Annotated in this window: 11 protein-coding genes and 3 pseudogenes; 12 read left to right on the forward strand and 2 right to left on the reverse strand. The window is 47.4% G+C overall.

All coding sequences use genetic code 11. The features are described from left to right. Window positions 1-212 precede the first annotated feature (212 nt). The 5 genes and pseudogenes from speE to RKD52_RS01390 all read left to right on the forward strand — a co-directional run bounded on the left by speE (window position 213) and on the right by RKD52_RS01390 (window position 5,233). Window positions 213-1,044, forward strand: a pseudogene (gene speE, locus RKD52_RS01370) (spermidine synthase). Between the two features lie 16 nt (window positions 1,045-1,060). Further along, window positions 1,061-1,943, forward strand: a pseudogene (gene speB, locus RKD52_RS01375) (agmatinase). Window positions 1,944-2,106: 163 nt separating this feature from the next. Next, complete coding sequence (locus RKD52_RS01380; protein WP_454098360.1) at window positions 2,107-2,538, forward strand: DUF1934 domain-containing protein; 432 nt, start codon at window positions 2,107-2,109, stop codon at window positions 2,536-2,538. After that, window positions 2,535-4,205, forward strand: a complete 1,671-nt coding sequence (gene argS / locus RKD52_RS01385) for an arginine--tRNA ligase (protein WP_454098361.1) — start codon at window positions 2,535-2,537, stop codon at window positions 4,203-4,205. The genes RKD52_RS01380 and argS overlap by 4 nt, the downstream gene beginning before the upstream one ends. Window positions 4,206-4,801: 596 nt before the next feature. Further along, window positions 4,802-5,233: a hypothetical protein gene (locus RKD52_RS01390; RefSeq protein ID WP_454098362.1), complete on the forward strand. Its 432-nt coding sequence runs from the start codon at window positions 4,802-4,804 to the stop codon at window positions 5,231-5,233. A gap of 11 nt (window positions 5,234-5,244) precedes the next feature. Here RKD52_RS01390 and uvsE read toward each other — a convergent pair whose 3' ends face one another. Next, window positions 5,245-6,201, reverse strand: a complete 957-nt coding sequence (gene uvsE / locus RKD52_RS01395; RefSeq protein ID WP_454098363.1) for a UV DNA damage repair endonuclease UvsE — start codon at window positions 6,199-6,201, stop codon at window positions 5,245-5,247. A gap of 16 nt (window positions 6,202-6,217) precedes the next feature. Further along, a complete protein-coding gene (cls, locus tag RKD52_RS01400) occupies window positions 6,218-7,411 on the reverse strand; it encodes a cardiolipin synthase (RefSeq protein WP_454101115.1) in 1,194 nt (397 codons plus the stop codon). A gap of 215 nt (window positions 7,412-7,626) precedes the next feature. Between cls and RKD52_RS01405 the strand changes: the two genes are divergently transcribed. From RKD52_RS01405 to icmF, 7 genes and pseudogenes are all read left to right on the forward strand, one after another. Beyond that, on the forward strand, window positions 7,627-9,738 hold the full coding sequence (locus RKD52_RS01405) for a (Fe-S)-binding protein (RefSeq protein WP_454098364.1): 2,112 nt from the start codon (window positions 7,627-7,629) through the stop codon (window positions 9,736-9,738). A gap of 148 nt (window positions 9,739-9,886) precedes the next feature. Then, on the forward strand, window positions 9,887-11,065 hold the full coding sequence (locus tag RKD52_RS01410; protein ID WP_454098365.1) for an acetyl-CoA C-acetyltransferase: 1,179 nt from the start codon (window positions 9,887-9,889) through the stop codon (window positions 11,063-11,065). Between the two features lie 17 nt (window positions 11,066-11,082). Continuing rightward, window positions 11,083-11,937: a 3-hydroxybutyryl-CoA dehydrogenase gene (locus RKD52_RS01415; protein WP_454098366.1), complete on the forward strand. Its 855-nt coding sequence runs from the start codon at window positions 11,083-11,085 to the stop codon at window positions 11,935-11,937. A gap of 24 nt (window positions 11,938-11,961) precedes the next feature. Further along, complete coding sequence (locus tag RKD52_RS01420; protein WP_454098367.1) at window positions 11,962-13,101, forward strand: acyl-CoA dehydrogenase; 1,140 nt, start codon at window positions 11,962-11,964, stop codon at window positions 13,099-13,101. 350 nt (window positions 13,102-13,451) lie between these two features. Continuing rightward, a complete protein-coding gene (locus RKD52_RS01425; protein ID WP_454098368.1) occupies window positions 13,452-14,591 on the forward strand; it encodes an acyl-CoA dehydrogenase in 1,140 nt (379 codons plus the stop codon). 27 nt (window positions 14,592-14,618) lie between these two features. Next, on the forward strand, window positions 14,619-15,257 hold the full coding sequence (locus RKD52_RS01430; RefSeq protein WP_029283270.1) for a TetR/AcrR family transcriptional regulator: 639 nt from the start codon (window positions 14,619-14,621) through the stop codon (window positions 15,255-15,257). Between the two features lie 25 nt (window positions 15,258-15,282). Then, window positions 15,283-18,547 (forward strand): annotated as a pseudogene (icmF, locus tag RKD52_RS01435) (fused isobutyryl-CoA mutase/GTPase IcmF). The last annotated feature ends 18 nt before the right edge of the window (window positions 18,548-18,565 follow it).

Consider the following 18,565-nt stretch of genomic DNA (forward strand, 5'->3'; position numbering starts at 1 on the left):
GTGAAACCCGCATCCTTTCCTGTTAATCAGTATGAGAAAATCTCAGTCTTTTTAAACCTTTTCTATTAAAATTCTTCTTGCAATTTTGCTAGATTCATCTATACTTTTCCGTGAGGTTTTGAACTCGAAATTTGGCGAATCAGAATGACCGATTAGGGAATAATCGTTACTGTAGCTTTAAAAGAAACTATATATAGAAAGGAAGTTTTAAAATGGGAGGACATTGGTTTACAGAAAAACAAACCGAAAACTTCGGTATTACAATTAAAATTAACCGCACTTTACATACAGAGCAGACAGAATTCCAGAAGCTTGACATGGTCGAAACAGAAGAGTGGGGCAACATGCTTCTTTTGGACGGCATGGTTATGACGTCACAGGTAGATGAGTTCGTCTACCATGAAATGGTTGCTCACGTACCGCTGTTCACTCATCCAAATCCTGAAAACGTTCTTGTTGTAGGCGGAGGAGACGGCGGGGTTATCCGTGAAATCATGAAGCACCCAGGCGTGAAAAAAGCGACGCTTGTTGATATCGACGGAAAAGTGATCGAGTACTCTAAAAAGTACCTGCCTGAAATTGCCGGAGAGCTTGAAAATGAGCGCGTAGAGGTTAAAGTAGGCGACGGATTTATGCACATCGCAGAGAGCAATAACGAATACGACGTGATCATGGTTGATTCTACAGAGCCTGTAGGGCCTGCTGTGAACCTTTTCTCTAAAGGCTTCTATGCTGGAATTTCAAAAGCGCTTAAAGAAGACGGCATCTTTGTTGCACAGTCAGACAACCCTTGGTTCACGCCTGACCTGATCCGCAACGTGCAGCGTGACGTTAAGGAAATTTTCCCGATTACGCGTCTTTACACAGCAAACATCCCGACATACCCAAGCGGACTTTGGACGTTCACACTTGGATCGAAAAAAATATGATCCGCTTGAAGTAAGCGAAGACCGCTTCCATGAGATCGAAACGAAGTATTACACAAAAGAGCTTCATAAAGCAGCGTTTGTCCTGCCGAAATTTGTAGCAGATCTTATCAAATAATCAGGAGGAAACACAAATGCGATTTGATGAAGCCTATTCAGGCAACGTTTTTATTAAAAGCCACCCGACATTCGAAGACAGCGAAGCCGTTCTGTACGGCATGCCGATGGACTGGACGGTCAGCTACCGTCCAGGCTCCAGGTTCGGTCCGACGCGCATCCGCGAAGTGTCTATCGGTCTTGAAGAATACAGCGCGTATTTAGACCGCGAGCTTGAGGAAGTAAAATACTTTGATGCAGGTGACATTCCGCTTCCGTTTGGAAATGCACAGCGCAGCCTTGATATCATTGAAGACTTCATTGATAAACTACTGGCGGAGGATAAGTTCCCGCTTGGCATGGGCGGAGAACATCTCGTTTCCTGGCCGGTCATTAAAGCAATGTATAAAAAATATCCGGACCTTGCGATCATCCATATGGATGCCCATACAGATCTTCGTGAAGAGTACGAAGGAGAGCCTCTTTCCCACTCAACGCCGATCCGCAAAGCAGCCAATCTGATCGGACCGTCAAATGTGTATTCATTCGGGATCCGTTCAGGCATGAAGGAAGAATTTCAGTGGGCAAAGGAAAACGGCATGCACATCTCGAAATTCGAAGTGCTGGAGCCGCTGAAGGAAATCCTTCCGACTCTTTCCGGACGTCCGGTTTATGTCACAATCGACATCGATGTTCTTGATCCGGCACATGCACCTGGAACGGGAACTGTTGATGCCGGCGGGATTACATCAAGAGAACTGCTTGCTTCCATTCATGCGATTGCAGGCTCGGACATTCATGTTGTCGGTGCAGACCTCGTAGAAGTCGCGCCTATCTATGACAACTCTGAACAGACGGCCAATACAGCAAGCAAACTGATCCGTGAAATGATTTTAGCGCTGGGTGCAAAAGCGCCCGTAATGAGAAAAGCTCCAGTTCAAAACTGGAGCTTTTTCATTTTTGGGTATAAATGACCCCAGAACGTCAACGATGATAACTACTACTTGCCTTCTATTGAATTTTCTGCCCGAAATCTTTATACTGGATAAGTTAATAGCGGATACTTTTATAAGGATGTGTGACAATGACGGCAAGCAAACCAGTTCAAGTGATCGTAAAAACGGAGATCAATCAGGGTGGGGACACAGAAAACCTGGAGCTTTTTACTTCCGGCGAACACTATGTAAAAAACAACGCCTCCTATTTAAGCTATCACGAGGAACACGAGTACGGAAAAGTAAAAACGGTCGTCAAATTCAGGGATGATGAAGTGTTTATTATGAGGTCCGGGGCCGTCTCCATGAAGCAGCGCTTTGTAAAAGATGTGGACACCATGACAAACTACAGGACGCAGTTCGGGGAACTCAGGCTTGAAACGTGGACAAAAACCATTTCTGTCAGGATGACTGACGGGAACGCAGGCGGCATCATCCGTGTTCAATATGAACTTCAAATCGGCGAAGAAGATTCGCATTCACATATGTTAACGATCATGTTTAGGGAGGAAAAAGGATGAACATCGTTGAGCAGGTTAAAGAACGGTTAAAGGACGAAATTAAAGCATCAGTACTTAAGGCTGGACTTGCAGAAGAAAGTCAGATTCCTGACGTGATCTTAGAGCTTCCGAAAGAAAAAGCCCATGGAGACTATTCAACAAACATGGCGATGCAGCTTGCGCGTGTTGCAAAAAAAGCACCGCGAGCAATCGCAGAAGATATTGTAGCTTCTTTTGATAAAGGAAAGGCGTCAATTGAAAAAATTGAAATTGCCGGACCCGGTTTCATCAATTTTTACATGAATAATTCATACCTCACAGATCTTATTCCGTCTATTCTTGACGCAGGAGAGGCATACGGCGAAGTGAACATCGGCAACAATGAAAAGCTTCAGGTTGAGTTTGTATCAGCCAACCCGACAGGCACGCTTCACTTGGGCCACGCCCGCGGTGCAGCGGTCGGCGATTCCCTGTGCAACATTCTTGATAAAGCAGGCTACGATGTTTCCCGCGAATATTACATCAACGATGCAGGCAATCAGATCAACAACCTCGCTCTGTCAGTTGAAGCGCGCTACCTTCAGGCTCTCGGACAGGACGCAGCGATGCCTGAAGACGGCTACCACGGCAAGGACATCATTGACATCGGCAAAAAGCTTGCTGATGAATATGGCGACCGGTTTGTGTCAGAAAGCAAAGAAGAGCGCCTTGCGTTTTTCCGTGAGTACGGCCTGAAATTCGAAATGGATAAATTGAAGAAGGATCTGGATGCTTTCCGCGTGCCGTTTGACGTCTGGTATTCAGAAACATCTCTTTATCAGAACGGGAAAATTGACGATGCTCTTGCCGTTCTCCGCGAAAAGGGACATATTTTCGAGGAAGACGGAGCGACATGGTTCCGTTCAACTGCTTACGGCGATGATAAAGACCGCGTGCTTATTAAAAACGACGGCTCTTACACGTACTTAACGCCGGATATCGCTTATCACAAAGATAAGCTTGACCGCGGTTTTACAAAGCTGATCAACATCTGGGGCGCTGACCACCACGGCTACATTCCGCGTATGAAAGCGGCAATTGAAGCCCTAGGATACGAAAAAGACACGCTGGAAGTTGAAATCATTCAGCTCGTTCACTTATATAAAAACGGCGAAAAGATGAAAATGAGCAAACGGACAGGCAAAGCTGTGACGATGCGCGATCTGATGGAAGAAGTAGGACTTGATGCTGTACGCTATTTCTTCGCAATGAGAAGCGCTGATACCCACATGGACTTTGACATGGACCTTGCGGCATCACAGTCGAACGAAAACCCGGTATTCTATGCCCAATATGCACATGCCCGCATCGAAAGCATGCTGCGCCAGGGGGCAGAACAGGGACTTTCATACGAAGGTGTTCAGGACTTTAAAGATATAGCGTCTGAAAAAGAAGTCGAGCTTCTGAAAAAACTCGGCGAATTCCCGCAGGCAGTAGCAGAAGCAGCTGTAAAGCGGATCCCGCACAGAATCACAAACTACATTTATGATCTGTCTTCTGCGCTTCACAGCTTCTACAACGCAGAAAAAGTGCTTGACCCTGAAAACGAAGCGAAAAGCAAAGCGCGTCTCGCTTTAATGAGAGCAACACAAATTACATTGAAAAACTCGCTTACACTAATTGGAGTATCTGCTCCTGAAAAGATGTAAGGAAGAAAGAACGGCTGATGGCCGTTCTTTTTTTTGTAGGAAATGGCAGGAATCGTATGTTAAAAACGGCCGGCGCCAGGAAATAGCATATGAAAAAGGCAGAATCGTACGTTATAAGTGGCTGTCGCTAGGAAGATAGCATAAGAAAACAGGAGAATCGTACGTTATAAGTGGCTGTCGCACGGAAGATAGCATAAGAAAACAGGAGAATCGTACGTTATAAGTGGCTGTCGCACGGAAGATAGCATAAGAAAACAGGAGAATCGTACGTTATAAGTGGCTGTCGCATGGAAGATAGCATAAGAAAACAGGAGAAACGTACGTTATAAGTGGCCGGCGCCAGGAAATAGTATAAGCAAAAAGCAGAATCGTACGTTATAAGTGGCTAACGCACGGAAGATAGCATAAGAAAACAGGAGAATCGTACGTTATAAGTGGCTGTCGCACGGAAGATAGCATAAGAAAACAGGAGAACCGTACGTTAAAAATGGCTGGTACCGAAAAGATAGCATACAAAAACAGCAAAGACCTCAAATTCAGTACCATCCACCCATAAAATTTCCTTAAAAAGGGTTTAATCGGTATGAGGGTGAGGTATGAAATCAACAGTATACATAAAGGAGGTCATGAAGATGGGATGTCTTTCTTCCATGATGAAAATTCCGGGCACAATCCTTATCCTTTTTCTTGGATGGGTTGCAGTGGACGGCTTGTTTAAAAATCTTTCGGCGGGAGCAATGGGGTATGCAGCGGCGTGCGTGGTTTTCCTTGCGGTGTTTGCTGGGATTCTGTACATGATGTGGGGGAAAAACCGACTTAGAGTCAGATCCAGAGTGGGGGATTATATGATGATGGTCCTGATGCCGCTCGGTACTTTCCTTGCGGGGTATGGAGCTTATGAAGGATTTAAGGAAGGTGAATATATTCTGTCAATAGTCGCTGCTTTTTTCAGTATTGTTTTAGCCTTCCTGTCATGGGCCTCATTCTTAGCATTATTTGATAACGAAACAGAGGATCAGGGGGCTTAAGCCAACTGATCCTACCACACAACAGATCCTCCGCTGATCCGCTTTACACCCCGGATGGCGGAAATCTCCTCTACAAGCTTCAATACGGCACGGTCCTTCTGTTTCGCTTCAATCATAAAATCACTGTCCAAATCCATCTCTTTCAGCTTTTTCAAAAGAGGCATAATAAAATCCAGGTCCACATAATCGGCATGGGCTCTGAGTTCCTTCTCTGATTTTGGGGAGGAAATATGGATTTTCGGCTTTTTCCCGGTGCCGTCCCACGTCCGGGCAAACCTGATCAGCAGCTCCTCAAGATCATCCTCATCTGTTTTATTGGCAAAGTAGTGATGATAATCAAACATGAGCGGGATGTTTTCCTTCTCGCAGATTGCCAGTGTTTCTGATGTTGTATACGTTTTATCATCATTTTCAAGGGTCATCCGTGCTTTAATTTCATCCGGAAGCTTTTTTATATTGCGGTGGAAGCGTTCTGTCGCCGTTTCTTTGTTCCCGTATGCCCCGCCGACATGAATGTTGATAAACCCTTCATCTTCAAGCCCCATTCCTTTCAGCAGGTCATAGTGATACTGCATATCAGCTACGGCATTTTCTGTAATATGGGGCTTATCGCTCGTGAACAAAGTGAACTGGTTTGGATGAAAGCTCACCCGGAGCCTGTTTTTTTTCACTAAGCTGCCGATTTCCCGCAGAAGACCGCCAAACGGCGTCAGAAAATCCCACTTTACTTCAGGGTGGGTAGCAAGGGGAATGAGAGAAGATGAGAAACGGTAGAGCGGAATTTCATGGGCCACGCTGTAATGCAGAATGCGCAGCGTATGCTCAAGATTCTGCTTTGCAACAGCGTGAAGCGCTTGTTCGGCTTCTTCACGGTCAAGCTTGGAATAGCGGGCAAAAGTCATCGTTTTTGCAGGAGAACAGTCCCACAAGTTGAGAGCATTTGATACATAGCCGAACCGGATCTCCATGATATTCTCCTTTCGTTCATAAGAAATAAGATACGATGGAAGCGGTCATCTCCATCACCCTCTGACGGAAAGATCTGCTGTTATAGTGGTCGAGGGTAAGCTTAGCTGAACTCTTCATATCTTTTATAACCGCGAGTTTCAGCTGTTTAATAAACACTTCGTCATAAATCAGGCAGTTGAATTCATCATTTAAGAACAGGCTGCGCTTATCAAAATTGGCTGTCCCGATATCACAGAAGACGTCATCAACGACAATGACTTTCGCATGATAAAATCCATAATAATATTGATATATGTCACAGCCTGCCTTCAGAAGAGGGCCGAAATAAGGGAAAGACGCCTCTTTCACAAGCGGATGATCCGCCTTCATCGGCACCATGATTTTGACTGAAACTCCCCGGTTCCTTGCGTTCAAAAGCTCTTTCATCAGTTTCTTTCCGGGAATGAAATAAGGAGAACAAATCAGAAGCTCGGTTTTTGCTTCTTTAATGAACGTGAGAAAATTCTTCTCAAGATCTTTGCCGGGAGTTGTAAGAAACCTGTGGCTGAATTTGCCTTGAGACAGGGAAGGAAAAAGCCCGGTTTCTTCTTCAGAATGCTCATCAGACGCAGCGTTCCAGTCTGTCAGAAACTGCCGCTGCAAATCCTGTACACCTTCCCCTGTAACACGCAGGTGATAATCTCTCCAGAAGCCAAACTTTGGATCTTTGCCAAGGTATTCTTTTCCGATATTAAACCCGCCTGTGTAGCCCGTCCTGCCGTCAATGACAGTAATTTTTCTGTGATTTCTTGTCTGTGAGCTGTAAAAAAAGAACGGCCATTTCGGTTTATGGGCAAAAGCAAAGGAAATGCCGCTTTCTTTCAGCTGTTGGATTTTCTTTTTTTCAAGCTTATGGCTGCCGACATAGTCAGCGAGCAGCCGCACGCTGATTCCCTGCTTCGCTTTTTTCTGCAGGAGAGAAAGAAAGGACTCGCTGTCGGCATCATTTTTTATAATATAAAATAACACATGAACGGAATGGGTGCTATTTTCAATATCTTCAAACAGCCGTTCATAAAAGTGCTGGCCTACAGTGAACAGCTCCAAATCACTTTTTCTTGGAGGAAAGCCAGTTGCTGCAGCCGTTTTTATGTGCTGTCTGCGACCAAAATAAAAGTCCATAGAGAGAAAGACAGCAAAAATAATCATAACCGCTGTGATAAAAAGAATGCCGTTCATTCTAAACCCTCCATGAATTCATCTATCTTTTATCTTTTACGTCCGGATGAAAAATTATCAGGGGAAGATTGAGTGAAAATCATTGACTGAATGCTCATTCATTATTATCATGTAAGTATAGGTTGAATTCTGAAAATTAAATGGATTTAAAGTATTTAAAATCATGGGGAAACGGGAAATTTCATCACAGAAACGGGGGAGAGACAGTGGACGCACTGCTATGGGTCAACTTTTTGGCATTCATACTTGTAACCGCTTACGGAGTCAGTTTGTTTGTATACCTGATCCGTTCACGCATGGCTTATATCAAGCTCGGACGTAAACAGGAGTTTGATCAGCGATTAAATGAGCGGCTGAAAAACATTATGGTGAATGTTTTCGGCCAGAAAAAGCTTTTAAAGGACAAAAAGAGCGGAATCATGCACGTCATGTTCTTTTACGGATTTATCCTTGTCCAGTTTGGGGCGCTTGATTTTATTATTAAAGGGTTAATTCCGGATGCTCACCTGCCGCTTGGGCCGCTGTATCCAGGTTTTACATTCTTCCAGGAAATCGTCACGCTGATGATTCTTGTTGCGGTTGTCTGGGCTTTTCACCGCAGATACATAGAAAAGCTCGTTCGCCTCAAAAAGAATTTTAAAGCCGGTCTTGTTCTGATTTTCATCGGCGGGCTGATGCTTTCTGTTCTTCTTGGAAACGGAATGAACCTCATCTGGCACAATCATGAGCTGACGTGGACTGAACCGATCGCATCGAGCTTTGCTTATCTGCTTAGCTTTGTCGGTGAAACGGGAGCTGCTGTCATCTTTTACATTTCATGGTGGGTTCATTTATTGATCCTTTTAACATTCCTTGTCTATGTGCCGCAGTCAAAACACGCACATTTGCTTGCAGGACCGGCCAACGTCTATTTCGGACGTCTTTCGAATCCTGGAAAGCTTGAGAAAATTGATTTTGAAGATGAGAGTCAGGAGACTTTCGGGGTAGGTAAAATTGAAGATTTCAAACAGACGCAGCTGATTGACTTATATGCCTGCGTGGAATGCGGACGCTGTACGAATATGTGTCCTGCAACTGGTACAGGCAAAATGCTGTCGCCGATGGACCTGATCTTAAGGCTTCGCGACCATTTAACGGAAAAAGGGGCTGCCATCACATCTATGTCCCCATGGGTTCCTGCCTATGCGTTTGCAGATACGAAAGGAAACCAGCTTGCTGCGATGGCCCAGGGACAGGGTTCACAGGAAGCTGCAGCATCGCTTGCCTATAACCCGAGCCTGATCGGCGAAATCATCACAGAAGAGGAAATCTGGGCATGTACAACGTGCCGCAACTGTGAGGATCAGTGTCCGGTAATGAATGAGCACGTCGATAAAATTATTGATATGCGCCGTTATCTTGTTCTTACAGAAGGAAAAATGGACGCAGATGCCCAGCGCGCCATGACGAACATTGAGCGCCAGGGAAATCCGTGGGGTCTTAACCGCAAAGAGCGTGAAGACTGGCGCGAGGCGCGCGAAGATGTTCATGTTCCGACGGTGAAAGAAATGAACAAGGCAGGCGAAGAGTTTGAGTACCTGTTCTGGGTCGGCTCTATGGGATCTTATGACAACCGAAGCCAAAAGATCGCCCTTTCGTTTGCAAAGCTTCTGAACGAAGCGGGAGTGAAGTTTGCCATTCTCGGCAACAAGGAAAAGAACTCGGGAGACACGCCTCGCCGTCTTGGAAATGAATTTTTGTTCCAGGAGCTTGCGACGAAAAACATTGATGAATTCCAGAAAAATGAGATCAAAAAGATTGTCACAATTGATCCGCATGCTTATAACATTTTCAAAAATGAATATCCTGACTTTGGGCTTGAAGCAGAGGTATACCATCATACAGAGCTGCTTGCAGCGCTTGTGAAGGAAGGAAGGCTTGTTCCAAAGCATGAAGTGAAGGAAACGATTACGTTCCACGATTCCTGTTACCTTGGCCGCTACAACGAAGTGTATGAGCCGCCTCGCGAAATCTTGAAAGCCATTCCGGGCGTGAAGCTTGTCGAGATGAACAGGAACCGCGAAACAGGCATGTGCTGCGGTGCCGGTGGAGGTCTGATGTGGATGGAAGAGGATGCCGGTTCGCGTGTTAACGTGGCGAGAACGAACCAGGCGCTTGAAGTGAATCCGACGGTCATCAGTTCAGGATGTCCTTACTGCCTGACCATGCTAAGCGACGGTACGAAGGCAAAAGAAGTAGAAGAAACAGTCAGCACGTATGATGTGGCAGAGCTGCTTGAAAAAGCAGTGATTGGTGAAGGAAAAGAAAGTGCCGCTTAAAGTGTGAACAGCCAATAGTCTGAATAGGAAGGTGAGACGGATTTCGTTTCACCTTCTTGGCTGGACGCATACTGAGCGAGCGTTCAATCGACAGTTTTGTAACCGCTTTCTATAGGGTTTTTATAAAAATACGGAGGGATGATGAACGATGAACCGGACAGTCATTGTAAGCGGAGTGCGCACACCTTTTGGGAAATTTGGCGGAGGGCTCAGCACGCTGACAGCATCGCAGCTTGGCGGCATCGCCATTAAAGAAGCGTTAGAGCGTGCAGGCGTGAAAGCAGAGGAAGTAGATGAAGTCATCATGGGTTCTGTTCTGCAGGGCGGACAGGGGCAGATTCCTTCCCGCCAGGCAGCAAGACACGCCGGCATGCCATGGGAAGTTAAAACCGAAACAATTAATAAAGTCTGTGCTTCCGGTCTTCGAAGCGTGACGCTAGCAGACCAGATTATCCGTGCAGGCGACGAGGAAGTCATTGTTGCAGGCGGAATGGAGTCGATGAGCAATGCGCCGTACATGATGCCAAAAGCAAGATGGGGCCTTCGCATGGGAGATGCAAAGGTTCAGGACATGATGGTTCATGACGGACTGACGTGCACATTTACAGGCGTGCATATGGGAACCTACGGAAATGAAACGGCATCGGAGCTTGAAATTTCAAGAGAAGCACAGGATGCATGGGCGCTCAGAAGCCATGAGCGGTCCGTCGCAGCCATTGAGTCAGGAAAACTGGGAGAAGAAATTGTTCCTGTCCCTGTACCGCAGAGAAAAGGAGATCCTATCATCGTTCAGCACGACGAAGCACCAAGAAAAGATACTTCAATCGAAAGGCTTTCAAAGCTGTCTCCCGTTTTTAATCAGGCAGGGACGATTACAGCCGGCAATGCCCCTGGAGTGAATGACGGTGCAGGCGCCCTTGTTCTCATGAGCGAGGAACGTGCGCAAAAAGAAGGAAAGCAGCCTCTGGCAACAATCCTTGGCCACACGGCCATTGCGCTTGAAGCAAAGGATTTTCCAAAAACGCCGGGTCTTGTCATTCTTGAACTTTTAAAGAAAACGGGCAGAAAGCTTGAAGAAATCGATCTGTTTGAAATTAACGAGGCCTTCTCGGCGGTTGCCCTTGCAAGCAATCAGCTGGCAGGTCTTGATCCTGAAAAAGTGAACGTAAACGGAGGAGCTGTTGCACTGGGCCATCCGATCGGGGCAAGCGGAGCGCGGATTATCATCACATTGATTCACGAGCTGAAACGGCGCGGCGGCGGCATCGGTATTGCAGCCATCTGCAGCGGCGGCGGCCAGGGCGACGCGATTATGGTGGAAGTTTAATAGCAGGGGGGATAATAATGAGTATTCAAAACGTAATGGTAATTGGCGCAGGACAGATGGGATCAGGCATCGCACAGGTGTGCGCAATGGCAGGGTACAGCGTATTAGTGAATGACCTGAAAGAGGAATTTGTTTTAAAGGGACTCGCATCAATTGAAAAAAACCTGCAGCGCCAGGTTGATAAGCAGAAGCTCACGGCAGATCAAAAGCAGGAGATATTAAGCAGGCTTTCTCCATCAACGGATCTTCAGGATGCAGCCGGGACGGACCTGGTCATTGAAGCAGCTGTTGAGAACATGGCGATCAAAACAGACATTTTTGCAAAGCTTGATAAAATCACGCCGGAAAGCACCATACTTGCCACAAACACTTCGTCCCTGCCGATCACGGAAATTGCGGCAGCAACAAACCGTCCGGAAAAAGTAATCGGCATGCACTTTATGAATCCTGTTCCTGTCATGAAGCTGGTTGAGATTATACGGGGCCTTGCAACGGCAGATGACGTGTATCAGTCGATAGAAGACATGACAAAGACGCTGAATAAAATCCCGGTTGAGGTCAATGACTTTCCCGGATTTGTTTCAAACCGCATCCTGATGCCGATGATCAATGAAGCGATCTATACGCTGTATGAAGGGGTAGCAGAGAAGGAAGCAATTGATGAAGTGATGAAGCTTGGCATGAACCATCCGATGGGGCCGCTTACGCTTGCTGATTTTATCGGGCTTGATACATGTCTGTACATTATGGAAACGCTGCACGAGGGCTTTGGCGACGACAAATACCGCCCGTGTCCGCTTCTCAGAAAATATGTAAAAGCAGGCTGGCTTGGACGCAAGACAGGCAGAGGGTTTTATTCATACGAAGGGTAATCGGACATCACAGGGGGACGGGATATGAATATTCGCTTTACGGAAGAACAGGAAATGATGAGGAAAATGGTTCGGGATTTTGCCCAGGCTGAAATTGAACCGTTTGTCGAACGGATGGAAAAGGGGGAATTCCCCCGGGACATCCTCCGGAAAATGGGATCACTCGGCCTGATGGGTATCCCTGTGCCGGAGCAGTACGGAGGAGCGGGAATGGACTTTACGTCCTACATTATCGCCATTCATGAACTTTCAAAGGTCAGCGCGACAGTCGGAGTCATCCTGAGCGTTCATACATCGGTAGGAACAAATCCAATCCTCTATTTCGGGACAGAAGAGCAGAAAAACAAGTACATTCCAAAGCTTGCAAGCGGGGAGTACCTCGGCGCATTCTGCCTGACGGAACCGGGATCAGGATCGGATGCAGGCAGCCTGAAAACAAAAGCAGTCAAAAAAGACGGCACCTACATTCTGAACGGCTCAAAGGTGTTTATTACAAACGGCGGAGAAGCAGATACGTACATTGTTTTCGCTTCTACGAACGCTGAGGCGGGCATAAAAGGAATTTCTGCTTTTATCGTCGAGAAAAACACAAAGGGCCTTGTTATTGGAAAAGACGAACATAAAATGGGCCTGTACGGTTCAAGAACGGTTCAGCTTTCGTTTGAAGATGCAGAAGTGCCTGCTGAAAATCTGCTTGGCGAAGAGGGAGAAGGGTTTAAAATCGCGATGGCCAACCTTGACGTCGGGCGCATCGGAATTGCTGCCCAGTCTCTCGGTATTGCCCAGGCAGCCCTTGAAAAATCGGTTGAATACGCAAAAGAGCGCGTCCAGTTTGGAAGGCCGATCTCATCCCAGCAGGGAATCGGCTTCAAGCTTGCCGACATGGCGACAGCCGTCGAGGCATCAGAACTGCTGACCTACAGAGCGGCATTCATGAGGGAAAACGGCACGCCGTGCGGCAAAGAAGCCTCCATGGCAAAGCTTTTCGCCTCCAAAACGGCTATGGAAACAGCAACAGAGGCCATCCAGGTCTTCGGCGGCTACGGCTACACAAAGGACTACCCGGTCGAACGCTACTTCCGCGATGCCAAAGTGTGTGAAATCTACGAAGGCACAAGCGAGATTCAGAGAATCGTCATCAGCAAGCATTTAACTAAGGGATAAAGCAGCAAAAGGTTTTTTTCATACGTCTTAATGAGCTAAAACACCAGTGGACTGCAGCGGAAGGCACTTGACTCCTTGTCCAGCTGCAGCGCCCAACTCCTCTGTCAGAACAAAATCCCCCAAAAAGTCAAACCCGGACTTTTCGGGTGATTTCTTATCTGACTGCCGGAGCAAAACGGGCGCTTCCGCTTTTCTAAGGGATGAAGAGGGCACTGAAGATCCCGCAAGCGCAGCGAGGAAGCTTCAGGCACTCCCCGCGGAAAGCAAGGGACTGGAGCGAAAGGGAACGGGTACAAAACAGCACTCCATTGAAACAGCCAAATAATAATAGAACACGGGAGATGAACGCAATGTTTTTCAAACTGTCAGATGAACATGAAATGATCCGCAAAATGGTAAGAGATTTCGCAAAAAATGAAGTTGAGCCCACAGCTGCAGAGCGCGACGAAGAAGAGCGCTTTGACCGTGAGCTGTTCGACAAAATGGCTGAGCTTGGACTGACAGGAATTCCATGGCCGGAAGAGTACGGCGGCATCGGCAGCGACTATCTGGCATACGTCATAGCCGTAGAAGAGCTTTCAAGAGTGTGCGCTTCCATCGGAGTGACCCTTTCTGCCCACACATCGCTTGCAGGCTGGCCGGTTTACAAATTTGGTACAGAAGAGCAAAAGCAAAAGTACTTAAAACCAATGGCCCAGGGCGAGAAAATCGGTGCTTACGGACTGACAGAACCGGGCTCGGGTTCAGACGCCGGCGGCATGAGAACAACTGCCAAACTGAACGGCGATCATTATGTCCTTAACGGATCCAAGATTTTCATCACAAACGGCGGCATTGCCGATACGTATATTGTTTTTGCCGTCACAGACCCTTCAAGTAAGCATAAAGGAACGAGTGCATTCATCGTCGAGAAGGACTTTAAAGGCTTCTCCGTCGGCAAAAAAGAAAGCAAGCTCGGCATCCGCTCATCGCCTACAACCGAAATCATGTTTGAAGACTGCATGGTTCCGAAAGAAAACCTTCTCGGTCAAGAAGGCGAAGGCTTTAAAATTGCCATGATGACTCTTGACGGCGGCCGCAACGGCATCGCAGCCCAGGCTGTAGGAATCGCACAGGGAGCCCTTGATGCATCTGTTGCCTATGCGAAAGAGCGCCAGCAGTTCGGCAAGCCGATTGCACAGCAGCAGGGAATCGGCTTTAAGCTTGCTGATATGGCGACAACGATTGAAGCATCGCGTCTATTAACCTACCAGGCTGCATGGCTTGAGTCTGAGGGCCTTCCGTACGGAAAAGAATCGGCCATGTCCAAACTGTTTGCCGGAGATACGGCTATGAAAGTCACGACAGAAGCGGTGCAGGTGTTCGGCGGCTATGGCTATACGAAGGATTATCCGGTTGAACGCTACATGAGAGATGCGAAGATTACCCAGATTTACGAAGGCACTCAGGAGATTCAGAGACTTGTCATTTCGCGCATGCTGACAAAATAAAGGGTCTAAACAGGGAGGCGGTGGAACATGTCTAAACGGGAAGTGCATGCCTCTGTCAAAGATGAGAGGCTTGTGGAAAAGCGGCGTGACCAGATGATTAAAGGGGCGGTTCATCTTTTTAAACAAAAGGGATTCCACCGCACAACCACAAGGGAAATTGCCAAAGCGGCAGGCTTCAGCATCGGCACGCTCTATGAATATATCAGGCAGAAGGAAGACGTCCTCTACCTGGTCTGCGACACGATCTATGATCAGGTGCGCGACCGGCTGGAGAAAAACATCGACATGAAGCTTGGAACGATTGAGAGTCTCAAGCTTGCCATCGCAAACTACTTCAGAGTGGTGGATGAGATGCAGGATGAGGTTCTCGTCATGTACCAGGAAGCGAAGTCACTGTCACGTGACGCGCTTCCTTATGTGCTTCAAAAAGAAATTGAAATGGTCGGGATGTTTGAAAAGGTGATAGCAGGCTGTGCGGATAAAGGGGAAATCTCGCTTACAGCAACGGAAAGACAGCTGCTTGCCCATAACATCTTCGTTCAGGGACAGATGTGGGGCTTCAGAAGATGGGCCCTTCAGCGGAACTATACGCTTGAGGAATACATTGAAGTTCAGACCAAGCTGATTTTGCGGGGGATACAAAAAAGCGGAAATCAGCCGGAATAACGACAATAAAGGGGATACGGCCAGCATGCATACAAAGGAAACCTATAAACCGAAACATGCCGTTCGTTTTGTAACGGCATCCAGTTTGTTTGACGGACATGATGCATCGATCAATATTATGCGGAGAATTCTTCAGGCGAGCGGCGCAGAAGTCATTCACCTCGGCCATAACCGATCGGTTGAAGAGATTGTCAATGCAGCGATTCAGGAAGACGCGCAGGGAATTGCCATTTCTTCTTATCAGGGCGGGCACGTGGAGTTTTTCAAATACATGTATGATCTTTTAAAAGAAAGAGGAGCTTCGCATATCAGGCTCTACGGCGGAGGAGGCGGGGTCATCCTTCCGCGTGAAATCAAAGAGCTTCATGAATACGGGATTGCCCGCATCTTTTCTCCTGAGGACGGGAGAGAGCTCGGTCTTCAGGGCATGATTGAACTTATGATGAAAGAGTGCGATTTCCAGACAGCCGCAAAGCTTGAAGAAGAGATGGAGAAGCTGAAAACAGGCGATGCCGGAGCGATCGCAAAACTGATCACGGTTGCCGAATCGCAAATCGGCAGCAGGCAGGAAGCGGCAGCTGCAGCAGAAAAAGTCATTTCAGAGGTCAAGCAGCATGCATCCGATGCACCTGTCCTTGGGATTACCGGTACCGGCGGGGCAGGCAAAAGTTCACTGACAGATGAATTGATCAGGCGTTTTTTAAATGAAGTGCCTGAAATTAAGATTGCCGTCATTTCCATTGACCCGACAAAACAGAAAACAGGCGGAGCTCTGCTTGGTGACAGAATCCGGATGAATGCGATATTTTCTCCTCGGGTATATATGAGAAGTCTTGCGACGAGACAGTCCAGATCAGAGCTGTCGCTTGCCATCCATGACGCCATCGCCGTTGTGAAAGCAGCAGGCTATGATTTAATTATTGTAGAAACAAGCGGAATTGGGCAGGGCGATGCAGCCATCACTGAGATTTGCGACATGTCCATGTATGTCATGACAAGCGAATTCGGTGCGCCGTCCCAGCTTGAAAAAATCGACATGATTGACTACGCGGACTTGATCGTCATCAACAAATTTGAACGTAAAGGGTCCCAGGATGCAAAACGCCAGGTGCAAAAGCAGTACCAGCGCAGCCATATGCTGTTTGAAAGTCCTGCTGAGGATCTTCCGGTTTACGGAACGATTGCAAGCCAGTTCAACGATCCCGGCACAAACACCCTGTTTGTAGCTCTGCTTGACCTCATCAACAAAAAGAAAAATAAAAACTGGTCTTCAAGTCTGCCTGTTGTCAAAGATGTTGAAAAACAGAATGTCATCATTCCGACAGACCGCCGCTACTATTTGAGGGAGATCAGCGAATCTGTCCGGAACTACCACAAAAATGCCGAATATCAGGCTGATACTGCCAGAAGACTGTTTCAGCTTCAGGGTGCGATTGAAAGTGTCAAAGAGCAGAACGGGGCACCCGAGGTGATTGACTCTCTTGAAGCAATTAAAAAGAAAACAGAAGAAGAGCTTTCTCCGGAATCAAAGCGGATCCTTGACGGGTGGGGAGAGCTAAGGGAGAAATATGAAGCGGATCAGTTTGTGACAAAAATCCGCGATAGAGAAATTGTGACATCATTAAAGACGGTTTCCCTGTCAGGACTCGCGATTCCGAAAGTCTCGCTCCCAAAATACAAAGACTACGGGGAAATTCTAAAGTGGGTCTACAAAGAAAATGTACCTGGAGCATTTCCGTATACCGCCGGCGTCTTCCCGTTCAAGCGGGCAGAAGAAGATCCGAAGCGGCAGTTTGCAGGGGAAGGAACACCGGAACGGACGAACCGCCGTTTTCATTACCTTTCAAAAGATGACCCTGCAAAACGCCTGAGCACCGCATTCGACTCTGTTACCCTTTACGGAGAAGACCCTGCATACCGTCCCGACATTTACGGGAAAATCGGCGAGAGCGGAGTCAGCATCTGTACGCTTGATGACATGAGAAAGCTTTATGCAGGCTTTGATTTGTGCGCGCCGGCCACATCTGTTTCAATGACCATCAATGGACCTGCGCCAATCATCCTGGCCATGTTCATGAACACGGCCATTGCCCAGCAGGCTGAAAAGCAGCGGACAGAGCTTGGACGGGAGTTAACGGCAGAGGAAATGATGCAGGTAAAACGAAAGAACCCTTCAAACGGTCCGCGGAACGGTTCAGGCAGACATTCTGAAAGAAGACCAGGGACAGAACACCTGCATCTTCTCAACAGAATTTGCCCTGAAAATGATGGGGGACATCCAGGAGTACTTTATCAATGAAAAAGTGAGAAACTATTACTCTGTCTCCATTTCCGGGTATCATATTGCAGAAGCGGGAGCAAACCCGATTTCACAGCTTGCGTTTACACTCGCAAACGGGTTTACGTATGTCGAATACTATTTAAGCAGAGGCATGAAAATCGATGACTTTGCGCCGAACCTCTCGTTCTTTTTCAGCAACGGCCTTGATCCGGAATACACCGTCATCGGACGTGTGGCACGCCGCATCTGGTCAACCGTTATGAGGGAAAAATACGGGGCAAACGAACGGAGCCAGAAGCTGAAATACCACGTTCAGACATCCGGCCGTTCTCTGCACGCCCAGGAAATCGACTTTAACGATATCCGCACAACACTGCAGGCTCTTATGGCGCTTCAGGATAACTGCAACTCGCTGCACACAAATGCGTATGATGAAGCCATCACGACACCGACAGAAGAATCGGTCCGCAGAGCCATGGCCATCCAGCTCATCATCACAAAAGAGCACGGACTCGCCAAAAACGAAAATCCGCTGCAGGGCTCTTTCATCATTGAAGAACTGACAGACCTTGTTGAAGAAGCTGTCCTTAAAGAATTCGACAGCATCAACGAGCGCGGCGGAGTGCTTGGTGCAATGGAAACCCAGTATCAGCGCGGAAAAATCCAGGATGAATCCATGTACTACGAAATGCAGAAGCATTCAGGTGAACTCCCGATCATCGGCGTCAACACGTATATCAATCCGAACAAGCCATCTGAAGATTCCGTTGACAACATGGAAGTAGCCAGGGCCTCTAAAGAGGAAAAAGAAACACAAATTCAAAACTTAAAAGCATTCCAGGAACGCAATGCCGCTCAAGCTGATGCAGCCATCGAAAGACTGAAGCAGGCAGCCATCCACAATCAGAACATCTTTGCTGAACTGATGGAGACGGTCAACTACGCAAGTCTCGGCCAGATCACGCAGGCACTATACGAAGTAGGCGGACAGTACCGCAGGAATATGTAGGAAGAGGGAGCTCCCGGT

The organism is Metabacillus sp. SLBN-84, assembly GCF_053629595.1.

Excerpts from the sequence above, each read along its gene's own strand:
- RKD52_RS01380 (WP_454098360.1), top strand. The coding sequence starts at position 2,107 with ATGACGGCAAGCAAACCAGTTCAAGTGATCGTAAAAACGGAGATCAAT.
- RKD52_RS01410 (WP_454098365.1), top strand. The coding sequence starts at position 9,887 with ATGAACCGGACAGTCATTGTAAGCGGAGTGCGCACACCTTTTGGGAAA.
- RKD52_RS01420 (WP_454098367.1), top strand. The coding sequence starts at position 11,962 with ATGAATATTCGCTTTACGGAAGAACAGGAAATGATGAGGAAAATGGTT.
- RKD52_RS01415 (WP_454098366.1), top strand. The coding sequence starts at position 11,083 with ATGAGTATTCAAAACGTAATGGTAATTGGCGCAGGACAGATGGGATCA.
- RKD52_RS01430 (WP_029283270.1), top strand. The coding sequence starts at position 14,619 with ATGTCTAAACGGGAAGTGCATGCCTCTGTCAAAGATGAGAGGCTTGTG.
- argS (WP_454098361.1), top strand. The coding sequence starts at position 2,535 with ATGAACATCGTTGAGCAGGTTAAAGAACGGTTAAAGGACGAAATTAAA.
- RKD52_RS01390 (WP_454098362.1), top strand. The coding sequence starts at position 4,802 with ATGAAATCAACAGTATACATAAAGGAGGTCATGAAGATGGGATGTCTT.
- uvsE (WP_454098363.1), bottom strand. The coding sequence starts at position 6,201 with ATGGAGATCCGGTTCGGCTATGTATCAAATGCTCTCAACTTGTGGGAC.
- RKD52_RS01425 (WP_454098368.1), top strand. The coding sequence starts at position 13,452 with ATGTTTTTCAAACTGTCAGATGAACATGAAATGATCCGCAAAATGGTA.